Raw genomic sequence first — 13,997 nt, 5'->3', positions numbered from 1 at the left:
TGTTCCTTTCAGGTGCGGCGCGCGTACTGGGCAGCGAGCAGCCAGGCGAGATAGAGGCCGCCGACCGACACCGTCACGACGCCGACCGGCACAGCGACGAGCTGGGCCACGGCGTCCGACACCACGACGAGGGCGGCGCCGGTCAGCATCACGGGCACCGTGCCCATCGGGGTGTTCGAGCGGGTGAGGCGCTGCGAGATCTGCGGGGCCGCGAGGGCGATGAAGGAGATGGGGCCGGCCGCGGCGGTCACCAGCGCGACCAGGGCGACGCCGAACACCATCGCTGCGAGACGGGTGCGACCGGGACTGATGCCGAGGGCGGTCGCCGCGTCGTCGCCCATCTCGAGCACGGGAAGCGTGCGGGCGAGGGGGAGGGAGAGCAGGGTCACGATCGCGAACACGATCGCCGCCGGGATCAGCTGGTCGAAGCCGAGCGAGGCGATCGAGCCCGCACCCCAGGTAGCCGCCATCATGGCCTTCTCGACGCTGACCGAGATCAGGATCCACGAGGTGAGGGATCCGAGTCCCGCCGAGACGCCGATGCCGACGATGATGAGCCGGAACGACGACATCGTGTTCTTGCTGGCGAGCACGTAGACGAGCAGCGCGGTGAACAGGCCTCCGACGAGCGCACCCGCCGCCTTGAACATGTAGGTGTTCAGCTCGAAGACGATCATGACCAGCGTCACACCGAACTGTGCGCCGATGCCGAAGCCGATGATGTCGGGGGAGCCGAGCGGATTGCGGGTGAGGGACTGGAAGATGCCGCCGGCGAGCGCGAGGGCTGCTCCGCACAGCACCGCGAACAGCACGCGCGGCAGGCGCCATTCGAACACCACCTGGCGGATGTCGGGGTCGGATGCGGGGTCGAAGATCGCTCGGATGACGGCCGCGAAGTCGACCTCGTAGGCGCCGAGAGTCATGGAGAACAGGCCCGCGCCGATGATCACGACGACCAGCAGGAGGCTGACGACGACGGATCGCACCGGGATGAGCGCGGCGATCCGCGCGGTCTCGATCCGGAACAGGCGGCGTCCGTGATCGACCGGCACGAACGCGGCAGGCGCGGCGTCTGCGCGGGGTGCAGCGACGGGCTTCTGGTCGATGCTCACAGGCCGCTCACCCGCTTGCGACGCACGAGCATGATCAGGATCGGGGCTCCGAGGAGGGCCGTGACGATGCCGACGCGCATCTCCCCGTTCGGGAGCACGATGCGGCCGAGGATGTCGGCGAACAGCAGGAAGGCGGGGCCGATGATCATCGAGTACCCGAGCACCCAGCGCTGGTCGGGGCCGGTGAACCAGCGGACGACGTGCGGGATCATGAGCCCGACGAAGGCGATGGGTCCGGCGGCGGCGACGCTGGTTCCGGCCAGCAGGGTGACGGCGATGATGACGAGGATGCGAGTCACGCGCACACGTGCACCGAGGGCCTGCGCCAGGTCGTCGCCGAGGGCCAGGGCGTTCAGGGAGCGCGCGCACAGGAGTCCGATCAGGAGACCGGCGACGATCAGAGGCACGGCCCAGGTGAGCTGGTCGAGGGTGCGTCCACCGATCGAGCCGACGCCCCAGAACCGCATCACCTGCAGGGTGCTGTGGTCGCGCAGCACGATCGCGGTGGTGAAGCCGGTGAAGGCCGCGCCGAGGGCGACGCCGGCGAGGGTGAGCTTCATGGGGGTCGCCCCCGAGGCTCCGAACGAGCCCAGTATGTAGACGAGCATGGTGAGGACGAAGGCTCCGCCGAGGGCGAAGGGCACGTAGGCGCCGGGGGCGGTGAGGCCGAGCACACCGACGGCGAACGTGACGGCGAAGGATGCACCGGCGTTCACACCGAGGATGCCGGGGTCGGCCAGCGGGTTGCGGGTGAAGGCCTGGATCAGGCCGCCGCACACCGCGAGAGCGGCACCCACGACGATGCCGAGCAGGGTGCGCGGCACACGCAGCTCCATGACCATGAGGTGCAGCGGGTTCTCGTCGTCGTAGGAGAAGAGGGACTGCAGCACGGTGACGGGGTCGATCGCGCGGGCACCGACGGCGAGCGAGGCGATGGCGGCGATGGCCAGCACCACGACCGAGATGACCAGTCCCGCCACGAGCGTCCCGTTACGGTGCGGGGAGTCGACTGCACGACTCCCCGCACCCGTGTTCGAGACGTCCGTGCCGTCATCCGTCGCCAGGGACATCTCTCGGATCACTTGCCGGTGATGGTGGGCTCGCCCTGGAGTGCCCCGGCGAGGTCGTCGACGTACGTCGGCAGGATGTACTTCAGCGAGAGCACGGTGGGCGCGCTGATGGCCGAGGCCTCGGCGTCGTCGGCGTAGATCACGTACGAGCCGTTGGCGATCGGGTTCCAGCGCGACACGACCTTGTTCTCGACCGTGTACGTGCCCTCGTCGGCGCTGCCGCCCCAGGCCGCGAACAGATCGGCCTCCACGTCGTAGAGGTTCTCGAGGCTGACGCCGGTGTACCAGTTGTCGCCCTCCGCGGTCTGGAGGAAGGTGTCCATCGCCGGGGTCGAGGTGAATCCGAGGGCCTCGGTGATGCGCACGCGGGGGTCGTACTCGAGGTAGACGCCGAGGTCGGTGCCGCCCTCGTTCAGGGTCAGACCCCAGACGAAGGTCTTGTCCTCGAACTCGGGGTGCTCGCCGGCCAGGGTGGTGATCTGCTTCTCGGTCTCGGCGATCAGCTCATCGGCCTTGTCCTCCTCGGACAGTGCCTTGCCGACCGTGCGGGTCATGTCCTCCCAGGTCCCCGGGTTCCAGGGGCCTTCGATGTAGGGGACGGTCGGGGCGATCTCGGTCAGGCGCTCGTACTCGATGTCGGAGACGCCGGAGTAGAGGCTCAGGATCAGGTCGGGCTTGAGCTCCTTGATGGCCTCGTAGTTGGGGCCGTCCTCGAGGAAGGGGATGATCTCGGGGGTCTCGCCGTACTCCTCGGTGACATAGTCCTCGAACCAGGGCTGGTAGCCGCTGTCGCCTGCACCCCAGACCTCCTCCATGCCGACGGGGTTGGTGCCGAGGGCGGCGACGATGTCGGCCGTCATCCAGCCGAGGGTGACGATGCGCTGCGGCTTCTCGGGGATCACGGTCTTGCCGTGGCCGTGCTCGATGACCACGCCGTCTGTTGCGGTGGAGGCGGAACTCGATTCTTCGGGGGTGGACGAGCACCCGGCGAGGGTGAGGGCGGCGGCGACGGCCGCGGCGACGAGGGCCGAGCCTCGGCGGATCTTCGGGCGCGCAGAAGCGAGCGACATGGTTCTCCTTCGGGAAGGGGGGAGGGTGTTGCCGCGTCGACGCGGCGAGAAGTTAGGTAAGCATGCCCTAACAGAACGATGCTAGAACGCGGATCCTGCGCTCAGTGTCGCGGGAGCGACGACTTGTATCGCGGAACCGACAACAACGGTCGGATTCGCCGTCAGGGGATCAGGATCGCCCCGAGGTCACCGCCAGTACAGCTGGTGCGCCGCGTCGGCCTGCACGCGCGCCACGTGCTGCCGGGGGGTGAGCCCGAAGCGCTCCTTGAACGCGGCGGAGAAGGCGCTCGTCGTGGCGTAGCCGCAGCGGTGCGCGGCCGCACCGATCGGAGTGCCGTCGACGATCAGGCGCGCCCCGAGGGTCATCCGCACGCCGGTGCGCCACCGCCCGAAGCTCATGCCGACGTCGTTCTGGAAGATGCGCAGGACCGTACGCTCGTGGAGCCCGTGCGCGAGGAACAGCTCGATCGCACTGCGGGGGTCGCCGGGGTCGGCGAGAACGGCCTGCACGAGCGGGGCGACCCGCTCATCCGCCGGCATCGGCACCTCGCCCCATTCGCTCGCGGCCTCGGGAAGCGGCTGCTGCAGCATCTCGATGAGCACCGACTGGATGCGCACGCGCAGGTGGGTGGGCATGTCGTTGATGCCGAGGTGGAGCAGCATCTCCTGCACCGCGCGCGGCACCAGCACCCGTGTGATGTCGTCGATCGGGGCGATCAGCGATGAGTCGGGGATGTACGTGTAGCAGCCGGTCGAGTCGGGTTCGTGATGGGCCGTGTGCGGGGTGCGTGCGGGGATCCACACGCCCTGACCGGGAGCGAGGCGCCACCTCGTGTCCTGCAGGTGCACCCACACCGTGCCGCGATAGCACCAGGCCAGCATCGGGTCGGCGTGGCTGTGCGGAGGGGAGAGCGGGCGGGTGCCGGTGTCCTCGGCGGTGACCACGCCGGTGCCCATCAGATACGGCTCGTTCACGGTCGACGGATACGACGGGCTCGCTGCCCAGTCGTCCTGCCGGTATGAGTTCATTCGTGCTCCGCATGAGGCGGCGCCGACTGCTCGGGAAACAGGTCCTGCCGCCATCGCCATGCTATCCGGGTGAGGCGCGATGGCCCCGCGAGGGCCGATGATGGACACATGCCTTCCGCCCATCGCCCCGGTCTGCGGGTCTCGTCGGGTCTCACGATCCCCGAGGCCGAGTTGTCGTGGCGCTTCTCGCGGTCATCCGGGCCGGGGGGACAGGGCGTCAACACCGCGGATTCCCGCGCTGAACTCGTCTGGGATGCGGCGAACTCCGCGGTGCTCTCACCGCATCAGCGCGAGAGGCTGCTCGACCGACTGAGCGGTCGCCTGGTCGATGGAGTGCTGACGATCGCCGCGTCCGAGCGCCGTGCCCAGTTGCGCAACAGGGATGCGGCGCGGGAGCGGCTCGTCGCCGTCGTCGCAGAGGCTTTGCGCCCGCCGGCACCACCGCGACGGCCGACGAAGCCGAGTCGGGGGTCGAAGGAGCGCCGGCTGAAGGCGAAGCAGCGGCGCACCGACGTCAAGAGTCTGCGACGACGCCCTCGCGACGACTGACCCGGCGCCGGAGAATCACCTGGCGAGACGCTCTTCGACAGGGTCCCAGCCACTCGCGAGCACCCGGAATCCCGCGTCCACCGTCTCGAGTGGATCTTCGCTGTCGTTGATCAGCAGTTGCATCTGCAGGACGAATCGGGCGTAGACGCGGATCTCGGCGACCGGCTCGGCGAGCCCGAGCTCGTCGGCGATGGCCGCGGCGAGGGCATCCTCGTGTCGGAGCCACATCTTCGCGGCATAATCGCGCAGGGCGGGTGTCTCGTTGAGGAAGCGCATGAACACGCGGGTGACGTCATCACCGTGCTCGTCGAAGTTCGCCCTGATCTCGGCGGCGAAGAAGTCGTGGATCGCGCGGTTGATCGTGCGTCCTGCGGGCCGGTCGCGCACGGCCGAGACCAGACGGTCGCGCTGTTCGTCGTCCTCGTCGAAGACGAGAGCCTCCTTCTGCGGGAAGTGCGCGAACACGGTCGTAGGGGAGACGTCCGCCGCATCGGCGACCTCGCGGATGCTGACGTTGTCGAAGCCGCGCTCGAGGAACATCATCGTCGCGACGTCGGAGATCGCCTTGCGGGTCGCGGCCTTCTTGCGCTCGCGGCGTCCGAGGGGCTCTGGGTTCGTCATGACCGAAGTCTATCGTGGACCGACTACAAACCTGGCTTGACACCAAAACTGGTATCGGTACACTTTCGGTATGACTTCACCCAACGTCCTCACGCGACGGGATCAGAACCGCGCGTGGATCATGCTCATCGTGCTCACGATGCTCACCGTCATCGGTATGACGGTCGTCCTTCCCGTCCTGCCCTTCGTCGTGCTGCAATACGTCTCGCACGAGAGCGACCTCGCCATCTGGGTGGGCGTGCTCGAGGCCGTCAACGGCCTCTGCGCCTTCCTGGTCGCCCCCTTCCTCGGCCGGCTCTCCGACCGCTTCGGTCGTCGACCCGTCATCATCGTCGCCGCGTTCGGCGCCGCATTCTCGATGGCGCTGTTCGGCATCGGCGGTGCGATCTGGGTCCTCGTGCTCGCGCGCATGATCCAAGGCCTGACCGCGGGAGATCTCCCCGCCCTCTTCGCCTACCTCGCCGACATCACCCCGCCGGAACAGCGGGCGAAACGCTTCGGTCTCCTCGGCGCTCTCACGGGAATCGGCACCATGGTCGGCCCGGGGATCGGTGGTCTGCTCGCCGCGGTGAGCATTCAGCTTCCCGTCTTCCTCACCTCCGCCGTCGCCCTCACGATCGCGATCCTCAGCATCTTCCTGCTTCCGGAGAGCCTCAAGCCCGGCAATCGCATCAGCGCCATCCGGCTGCGTGACGTGCAGCCGTTCGCGGTCTTCAAAGAGGCGTTCGGGCGCAAGGAGCTGCGCGGACTGATGATCGGCTTCGGTCTGCTCGCCCTGCCGTTCGGCTTCTTCGTGAACAACTTCAGCGTCCTCGCGCTGGACTCCATCCAGTGGGGGCCGACGCAGATCGGACTCCTGACCGCGGCCGTCGGCATCATCGACATCCTCATCCAGGGTGTGCTGCTCGGCATCCTGCTCCCGCGCATCGGTGAGCGCGGCGTGATCATCAGCGGCATCGTCGCGCAGATGGTCGGTCTCGCGGCGCTCGCCATCGTCGCGTCGATCTTCGCCCAGCCGTGGGTGTTCATCGTCGGTGCGCTCATGCTCGCTGCCGGCCAGGGAGCATCCCAGGCGGCGATGGACGGTGCCATGTCGAACGCGGTGGGCGACGACGAGCAGGGCTGGCTCGGCGGAGCGACGCAGTCACTGAACGCGGCCATGGGCACGGCCGCCCCGCTCATCGCGGGGGCGCTCTACGCGCTGGTCAGCCACGCCGCCCCGTACTGGCTCGGTGTCGCACTGATGATCGTCGCCGTGATCGTGGTCAGCCGTGCACACATCGCGAACACCGCGAAGCGCCCGGTCACCGATGGTGTGGGAGCGACTCCGGTCGAAGCCGTCGAGACCGTCGGCTGAGCATCAGGTTGCGGGAGCTGCCGGACGCGGCAGCTCCCGCAACCGCGTGATCGAGGCGAGCAACTCCTCCGGCGTCGTGCCGAGATTCCCGAGTGCCAGTGCCGCCGACGCGCTGAATCCCGCCGAGTCGATCGGGAGGCGTGCCACGTTCGGCACCAGCCCCTTCTCGTTCGTCACCCAGTTCCCGGCGGCGGCGTGCCAGGCGTGCGCGGTCAGCATGGCCGTCGTGGTTCCGCAGAGGGAGACGTATGCGACGTCTCCCGCCTTCGCGCCCTTCACGGCCGCGTTCAGCAGGAAGTCGACCTGCCAGAGGCTCGTGAGGAACGCCTCGCGCAGCGCCGCGGGATAGGGGGTGACGCTCCGTGCCAGACCGACCAGGAGTCCCTCCGGATCGCGAAGCGGCACGCTGGTGGCCACCTCGCCCGCATAGGCGACATCGAGGAAGCCGAGGGGGTGACCCGGTTGGGTGTGGAAGGCGAACTCGCCGCGGACGGCGCGAGCGCATTGCTCTCCGACGCGGGTGACGTCGCGGAGGATGAGGTCGACCGGCACGCCGTCGACCATCAGCCAGGCGCCGCCGTCGACCCAGGGTCCCCATCCGCCGCGCTCGGCGACCTCGACGGGTTCGCCCGTCCACCCGCTCGCCACGCGCGCGATACCGGCGCGGTCGACATCCGAGTCCACGTAGAGCCCCAGATCGATGTCGGAATCGGGTCGGTGCGTCCCGCGGGCGCGACTGCCGCCCAATGCGACGGCACGCACGCCGGGAACCCGGCTCAGTTCGTCGGCCATCGAGCGGAGGCGGTCTTCATCGAGCACGACACCGATCGTACTCACGTGGTCTCACGCCGTCGGAGAGAACAGACGCCATCCGGAGATCGACCCACCCGACGCGTTCTCGGACGGCGTGGGCTCCGTCAGTCCTTCCCGCCCCGTACGAGTTCGAGCCCGGCACCCGCGAACTGGCGCAGCGTCGCATCCGGCAGGAACGCCCGCGTGAGTGCTCCACCGATGCGGGTGAGGTCGCTCTCGTCGCGGAAGAGGAGATACATGGTCTCGTACCGGGGGTGGAACTTCTGCTTGAACCGATGCAGCGACCCGAAGCCGTACACCGGTTCCAGCGCATCGGCCAGCCGGTCGCTGAGAGCGGCGATCATCCCGGCGTCCGGCGGGTAGTCGTGGGCGAGGGGCGCGCCGGAGAGCGACATGATCTGCGCGCCCTCCTCGGCGAACTGCTTGGCCGAGGAGCCGATCAGATACTCCATGACGGGCCCGAAACCGCCTTCGCGGCGACGCATGAGGTCGAGGGTCCAGCCCCGCACCGCACCGTCGTCGCCGTACACCGGCAGCCAGGAGAGGAAACCGTCGACGTCGCCGTTGGGAGCGAGCGCCAGGGCGAGCCTCACCTCCGGATCCTCGGCCTCGTCGAGGGTGCCGAGGGTGAAGCGCATCTCGGGCAGGTCCTTGTCTCCGACCCAGGCCTCCGAGATCGCTCTGAGCTGCTGCTGCACACCCCACGGCTCCGCTTTGAGGTGCGTCATGCGGAAGGTCATCTCCTCGCGACCGGCCTTGTTCAGTGAGGTGCGCACCGAGTTCCAGCGCTTGCCCGTGAACTCCAGCCCCGGCAGGTCGACGATCGTGTCGTCGGCCACGACGATGCTGCGCCAGGTCGAGGGGACGGCCGCCCGCGTGGCCTCATCCGCACTGAAGAAGCAGGGAACGAGGCCGGCGAGCTCCACGGCGTGGATGAAATCGTTCACGGCTTCTGCGCGTGTCTCCGCCGGGCCGATCGGGTCGGCCAGGGCCAGGGCGACGCCGTTGCGACGCTGGTACGCGACGATGCCGCCGGCCACCCGGGCATAGCTGTTGCCCTCCCAGGTGGTCATCCACGAGAGCGTCCCGCCGCCATGAGTGCGCAGCTCGCGCTTCATGTCATCGACGTTCGGAGCGGGCTGGATGCCCAGCTTGGCGCGGCGCTTGGCTCGGAACGCGCGTCGCACCCACACCAGGTACACGAGCATGATGAGCCACAGGAAGCCGTTGGCCATCGCGAGCTCGGTCTCACCGTCCCAGCGCAGATCGAGCTCCGCCTGGCTCGTGATGATGATGAGGGTGAGTACCAGCGCGGCGCCCGAGACGTTGAACAGGCCGAGCAGGATCGCGAGCACCCACGCGAAGCGCCGCCCGCGACGGAGCCCGTTCACGAGCACGAGGATCACGACGAGGTCGATCGCAAGGTCGATGAATCCTCCCGACGCGGGATCGGTCGGTCCGAAGGGTCCGTCCGTGGGCAGGAAGGTCGTGATGATCTCGACGGCGCCCAGGACGAGGATCGCCACCACGGCGATCAGCCGCTGCTCGCGGACCGTCGTGTGCCGCACCCGCAGCGATCGGTCGACGACGAGGATCAGCAGCACCGCGAGCAGGTGCTCGAGGTCGGCGACCTTGCCCCAGAAGAGCATCGCGATGAACACGAAGCCGAGCAGGATGAGCCAGCCGCGCACCCGCCACGGCGGACGGAACAGGCCGACCGCGGCGGCGATGCACGCCATGGTGCCGCCCGATGCTCCCACGTCGAGCGCCTGGGCCTGCTCCGCCGCCCACGCCCACGGGAACTGCGAGAGCACGTACAGCAGCAGGGCGGTGGCGAAGATCGCGAACAGCTGACCGAGCCAGTAGTAGGCGAGCGCCACGCGCGATCCGCGACGGAACTCCAGGTAACCCATACCCCAGAAGCCTGCGATCGTGAACAGGTACACCCAGGGCTGGTTCACGAAGAACGTGCCGGTCAGGGGCGTCCACCACTTGCCGTCGGCGAGGTTCGGGAGCCCGTAGGCGACTGTCTGGAAGAGTGCGGTGTCCTCGAACGGCGCCCAGAGGCCGCTCCAGACGACCCCCACCGCGATGATCAGCAGCACCATCGTCAGCGTCGCCGGAATGCGCCGGACGACGGCCATCACCGGATGGGGAGAGGGGGAGTGCTCCTCGGTCATGCGCTCAGCGTAGCGAGGGCTGCGTCCGCACGGGCGCGGGCACTCCTACTCCCCACGAAGCACTCGACGAAGGTCGGCGATCTCGTCGTCGGTCAGACCGCCGCTTCGCAGATAGCCCGCGACGTCGCCGTGGTTGTCGTCGATCCAGTCCATCGCAGCCTCGATGGCGGATGCCGGAGCCTCGGTCGCGAGCGTCTTCAGGGCCGGCGTGAGGGGGACGCCGAGCGAGGTGATCAGTGCGGTGAGGGCTTCGGCGAAACCCCGCGCCAGATTCTTCTCCGTCTGCGTGTAGTCCTCGACGATCGCCTCGCGAGGTGCTTCGGCGACGAGCAGCAGGATCGCGGCGGCGAGCCCCGTGCGGTCCTTGCCCGCAGTGCAGTGGAACAGCACGCCGGGTCGTTCGGTGCGCGAGGCTTCGAGCACCGTCCGCGCGATGGTCGCGAACGGGGTGGCGCTGGCCGCCAGGATCGAGACGTACAGCTCCTCCAACGTCGGCACCTGCTTCAGCACCTCGGCGACCTGGGTCACCGAGAGTCCCGCTCCGTTGGCTGCAGGGAGCAGCTGCTTCACCATCTCGTCCATCGCGCCGCCCTGCATGGGCAGAGTCAGGAGCGTCACGCTGCCGTCGTCGGGCAGGCGATCCGCGGCGCGTGCGCGTTCGCCCTCGGTGCGCAGATCGATCACGGTGCCGATGCGGAGGTCGGCCAGCGCCTGCATCCCCTCGTCGGTCAGCGCGGCGAGCGCGTCCGATCGGAAGAGCAGACCGGAGGCGAGCGTGCCGCCGCCCGAGGTCGGGATCCCGGCGAGTTCGCGGGCGTTGTGGGTCGTCTGCAAGGCGGTCGTGATGTCGATGGTCATTCTGGCCCTCTCCTGGGTATGCGGCCAGAATATCGGTGCGGCGGGACCGCGCGGCTTCGACACGGAAGCCGCGCGATCCGCCTTTCCACGTCAGCCGTTCACGGCCTTCTCGATGGCCTGTTCGAGGTCATCCCACTCCTGCAACACGATCTTCTCGCCGTCGATGAAGAACGTCGGCGTGCTGTTCACCCCGAGCTTCTCGCCGTCGGCCTTGTCGGACTGCACGCGCTCCGCGGTGGCCGGGTCGGCGATCGCGGCATCGTACGCGCCCATGTCGAGCCCGAGATCCTGGGCGAACCCGCGGAACACCTCGGGGGTCTCCTCGGGCTGCTCGCCCCACTGCGCCTGCGTCTCGAACAGACGGCGGTACATGTCCTCGAAGCGGTCCTGCTGCCCGGCGGCCTCGGCGGCCAGCGCGGCCTGCGTGGAGTTGATGTGCCCGGGCAGGGGGAAGTAGCGGACGACATACGTGATCTCGCCGTCGTACTTCTCCCTGAGGTCTTCGACGACGGGGTAGAACGCCCCGCACGCCTCGCACTCGAAGTCGAGGAACTCGACCACGGTCACGGCGCCCTCGCCCCCGTCGTCGAGCACATGGGAATCGGTGCGGACGGTCTGCTGCGGCTCTCCGCCCTCCGCGGGCGCGGCGGGTTGCTGTTGGCTGATCGCGAAGACGATTCCGGCGATCAGCAGGACGATGGCGACGGCGATGGCGATCAGGGTCGCTTTGACAGAGTTCTTCATGGGGTCTCCAGACACACGGGTACGACGAGGGAAGGGTGCCGCTTTCGGGCGGCTCGATGCGCGCGTCGGCGGGTCAGGTGCGGGAGATGGAGAGCTGCGTGAGAGTCAGGGCGGGGACGAAGGCGCGCGGACCCGCGCGACTCGGCGACACCGTGCGCGGGGCGCGGGTGCCGAGCGGCCGGGTGCCCCCGGCGAGCCGGCGGAACAGCAGGACCAGCGCGACGCCGCCGAGCACCGCGAGCAGGCAGATCCCGACACCGGAGCTGAGCACGTCGATCGTGGGCGCTGCCGCCGGGTCACCTGCCGTCGGGGCGGCAGCCGTCGACTCCGAGACGCCGGAGGCGAGACACAGCGTCGCATGCACATCGGCCGAACCCCGCGAGGTCGACCAGGCGCCGACCACGAGTAGGAGCGCGAGGCCGACGGCGGTGATCACCCGGGCGATCAGCATCCGCTCGGCCCGCGCTCGCGGCATCGGATCCGGCGATGAGGGCAGCATTTCCCGCGCAGTCTAGCAACGGCGCCTCTGTCCTCCCCGGGGCCGGGGAAGCCGTGGCGCGCCTACACTGGAGGGGTGGCGAGACTACTGATCGTCGGCGGCTTCCTCGCCGCCGTGTTCTGGGTGTTCAGCATCGTCGACTGCGCAGTGCAGCCGGCGACGCGGCACCGCGGTGTGTCCAAGCCCGTCTGGATCCTGATCGTGGTGCTCCTTCCCGTGATCGGAGGCATCCTCTGGTTCGTGATCGGCCGTCGACGTGCGAACGATCCCGGGGTCCGTCCGGTCGTCGCGCCCGACGACGACCCGGCCTTCCTGCGCAGCATCAGCAAGACCGAGCAGGATGCGCGCATCCGCCGCCTCGAAGAGGAGCTCGCCCGTCTGGACGAGGAGACCGACGAGCCTCCCGCCACGGACCAGCGCCCGTGACCCCGTCGCCGGCCATGGATGCTGCGGCATCCCTGATCGCCGACCTCGTCGCCCAGGGCGTGCGCCACATCGTGGTGTCTCCGGGCTCACGCTCGCAGGCCCTCGCGCTCGCCGCGGTACGGGCCGCCGATGACGGACACGTCCGGGTGCACGTCCGGATCGACGAGCGGGTCGCCGGCTTCACGGCTCTCGGAATCGCCCGTGAGACGGGCGTGCCCGCCGCGGTGGTGTGCACCTCGGGAACGGCCGTCGCGAACCTGCTGCCCGCGGTGATGGAGGCTTTCCACTCCGGGGTGCCGCTGCTGCTGCTCACCGCCGACCGGCCGCCCGAGCTGCGCGGGGTCGGTGCCAACCAGGCGACGCTCCAGGACGGCCTCTTCCATCCGTGGGTGCGTGACCAGCTGGACGCTCCGGTGCCCGGGGATGGCGACTGGTCGGGACTCGCTGCGCAGGCCGTGGCCGCGGCGATGGGTGCTCGCGAGGTCGAGAGCGGCCTTCGCGGGATCTCCGGACCCGTGCATCTGAACCTCCCGTCCCGGGAACCGCTCTCGGGCGATCTGCCCTCGATCGCCATCACCCCGGGCGAGGCGCCGGAGGCTCTGAGAAGCACACCGTTCGAACTCGACCGCGGGCCGCGCACCGTCGTGGTCGCCGGGGCCGACGCCGGCCCCGCTGCCGAGGAGATCGCGCACGTCGGAGGCTGGCCGCTGATCGCCGAGATCGTGAGCGGCGCGCGATTCGGACGCCAGATCGTGCACGGCTACCGTCGACTGCTCGCGCGTGAGGATCTCGGCGGACGCGTCGAGCGGGTCGTCGTCCTCGGGCATCCGACACTCAGTCGTGAGGTCGCCGCACTCCTCTCGCGTCAGGATATCGAGGTCGTGGCCGTGCACCGCGGCGGCGAGGAGCTGAACCTCAATCACCGTACGAGGGGGGTCGACGCCGTCGTCGTCGCTCCGGGCGTCGCGGATCGCAGCTGGCTCGGGGAGTGGATGCGAGCATCCGCGGCCGAGACCGTCGACCTGAGCGAGCGCGCCCCCGATCCGGAAGCGCTGGCGTCCTCCGATTTCGCGGCGCGCAGGCAAGCTGTGAAGGCCGAGCTCGACGCCGTCCGCCGTCCGCTCGATCGCGAGCTGCTCGTCGATGCCGTGTGGCGCGCCACCTGGCCGCACGACCGCCTGGTGTTCGGCTCCTCCCGGCTCGTCCGCGTCGCCGATCAGGTGCTCGGCGGCAAGAAGGTCCCCGTCCATGCCAACCGCGGTCTCGCCGGCATCGACGGCACGATCGCCACCGCGACCGGAGTCGCGATCGCGAGTCAGGCTGCCGGCGCCCCCGGCGTGACGCGGGTGCTGCTGGGCGACCTCGCCTTCCTGCACGACGTCGGCGCCCTGCTGCTGCCGCCTGACGAGACCGAGCCCCGGTTGCAGGTCGTCGTCGGCAACGATGGCGGGGGCACGATCTTCGACTCTCTCGAGGTCGCATCGTCAGCACGCCCCGGCGACCTCGATCGCGCCTTCTACACGCCGCACACGGTCCGCCTCGAGCACCTCGCTCTCGCGTACGGCTGGGAGTACCAGCGGGTCACCACCCGCACGGCACTGGATCAGGCCCTGACCTCGCCTCGTGGTGGACGTCAGATCATCGAGGTGCCACTGGCGCGTTGACTGGC

Annotated in this window: 14 protein-coding genes; 4 read left to right on the top strand and 10 right to left on the bottom strand. The window is 69.3% G+C overall.

The window, feature by feature from the left end:
* Positions 1 to 8 precede the first annotated feature (8 nt).
* From MST3598_RS14395 to MST3598_RS14380, 4 genes are all read right to left on the bottom strand, one after another.
* Positions 9 to 1,112 carry a FecCD family ABC transporter permease gene (locus tag MST3598_RS14395; protein ID WP_029260027.1) on the bottom strand — a complete coding sequence of 368 codons (1,104 nt, stop codon included), beginning with the start codon at positions 1,110 to 1,112 and terminating at the stop codon, positions 9 to 11.
* The gene (locus MST3598_RS14390; RefSeq protein ID WP_096359608.1) at positions 1,109 to 2,194 is read right to left on the bottom strand and encodes a FecCD family ABC transporter permease; all 1,086 of its coding nucleotides are present in this window, start codon (positions 2,192 to 2,194) and stop codon (positions 1,109 to 1,111) included. Before MST3598_RS14390 ends, MST3598_RS14395 begins: the two co-directional genes overlap by 4 nt.
* The gene (locus tag MST3598_RS14385) at positions 2,191 to 3,252 is read right to left on the bottom strand and encodes an iron-siderophore ABC transporter substrate-binding protein (protein WP_029260029.1); all 1,062 of its coding nucleotides are present in this window, start codon (positions 3,250 to 3,252) and stop codon (positions 2,191 to 2,193) included. Before MST3598_RS14385 ends, MST3598_RS14390 begins: the two co-directional genes overlap by 4 nt.
* Before the next feature lie 186 nt (positions 3,253 to 3,438).
* Positions 3,439 to 4,281: a helix-turn-helix transcriptional regulator gene (locus tag MST3598_RS14380; RefSeq protein ID WP_029260030.1), complete on the bottom strand. Its 843-nt coding sequence runs from the start codon at positions 4,279 to 4,281 to the stop codon at positions 3,439 to 3,441.
* Positions 4,282 to 4,389: 108 nt separating this feature from the next.
* Here MST3598_RS14380 and arfB point away from each other — a divergent pair, with 108 nt between their 5' ends.
* On the top strand, positions 4,390 to 4,830 hold the full coding sequence (gene arfB / locus MST3598_RS14375) for an alternative ribosome rescue aminoacyl-tRNA hydrolase ArfB (RefSeq protein WP_029260031.1): 441 nt from the start codon (positions 4,390 to 4,392) through the stop codon (positions 4,828 to 4,830).
* Positions 4,831 to 4,845: 15 nt separating this feature from the next.
* Here the strand turns inward: arfB and MST3598_RS14370 are convergent, their stop codons facing one another.
* A complete protein-coding gene (locus tag MST3598_RS14370) occupies positions 4,846 to 5,451 on the bottom strand; it encodes a TetR/AcrR family transcriptional regulator (protein ID WP_021201152.1) in 606 nt (201 codons plus the stop codon).
* Between the two features lie 70 nt (positions 5,452 to 5,521).
* On the opposite strand from MST3598_RS14370, the gene tet(42) reads away from it, so the two are divergent.
* A complete protein-coding gene (gene tet(42) / locus MST3598_RS14365) occupies positions 5,522 to 6,808 on the top strand; it encodes a tetracycline efflux MFS transporter Tet(42) (RefSeq protein ID WP_231494481.1) in 1,287 nt (428 codons plus the stop codon).
* 3 nt (positions 6,809 to 6,811) lie between these two features.
* Here the strand turns inward: tet(42) and MST3598_RS14360 are convergent, their stop codons facing one another.
* The 5 genes from MST3598_RS14360 to MST3598_RS14340 form a co-directional block, all read right to left on the bottom strand.
* The gene (locus MST3598_RS14360; RefSeq protein WP_029260033.1) at positions 6,812 to 7,627 is read right to left on the bottom strand and encodes a nucleotidyltransferase domain-containing protein; all 816 of its coding nucleotides are present in this window, start codon (positions 7,625 to 7,627) and stop codon (positions 6,812 to 6,814) included.
* Between the two features lie 98 nt (positions 7,628 to 7,725).
* Complete coding sequence (locus MST3598_RS14355; protein WP_029260034.1) at positions 7,726 to 9,801, bottom strand: bifunctional lysylphosphatidylglycerol flippase/synthetase MprF; 2,076 nt, start codon at positions 9,799 to 9,801, stop codon at positions 7,726 to 7,728.
* A gap of 45 nt (positions 9,802 to 9,846) precedes the next feature.
* Positions 9,847 to 10,659 (bottom strand): tyrosine-protein phosphatase, encoded by an 813-nt coding sequence (locus MST3598_RS14350; RefSeq protein WP_029260035.1) that lies wholly within the window; start codon positions 10,657 to 10,659, stop codon positions 9,847 to 9,849.
* Positions 10,660 to 10,749: 90 nt separating this feature from the next.
* The gene (locus MST3598_RS14345; RefSeq protein ID WP_029260036.1) at positions 10,750 to 11,403 is read right to left on the bottom strand and encodes a DsbA family protein; all 654 of its coding nucleotides are present in this window, start codon (positions 11,401 to 11,403) and stop codon (positions 10,750 to 10,752) included.
* Positions 11,404 to 11,476: 73 nt separating this feature from the next.
* A complete protein-coding gene (locus MST3598_RS14340) occupies positions 11,477 to 11,902 on the bottom strand; it encodes a hypothetical protein (protein WP_021201146.1) in 426 nt (141 codons plus the stop codon).
* A 75-nt stretch (positions 11,903 to 11,977) separates the two neighbouring features.
* On the opposite strand from MST3598_RS14340, the gene MST3598_RS14335 reads away from it, so the two are divergent.
* Positions 11,978 to 12,328 (top strand): PLD nuclease N-terminal domain-containing protein, encoded by a 351-nt coding sequence (locus tag MST3598_RS14335; RefSeq protein ID WP_021201145.1) that lies wholly within the window; start codon positions 11,978 to 11,980, stop codon positions 12,326 to 12,328.
* Positions 12,329 to 12,342: 14 nt separating this feature from the next.
* Positions 12,343 to 13,992: a 2-succinyl-5-enolpyruvyl-6-hydroxy-3-cyclohexene-1-carboxylic-acid synthase gene (gene menD / locus MST3598_RS14330; RefSeq protein WP_051670916.1), complete on the top strand. Its 1,650-nt coding sequence runs from the start codon at positions 12,343 to 12,345 to the stop codon at positions 13,990 to 13,992.
* Positions 13,993 to 13,997: the final 5 nt, after the last annotated feature.

Origin of the sequence: Microbacterium sp. TPU 3598, assembly GCF_002356155.1 — a bacterium.
GTDB lineage: Bacteria > Actinomycetota > Actinomycetes > Actinomycetales > Microbacteriaceae > Microbacterium > Microbacterium maritypicum_A.
This window is presented reverse-complemented; position numbering and strand designations above follow the sequence as displayed.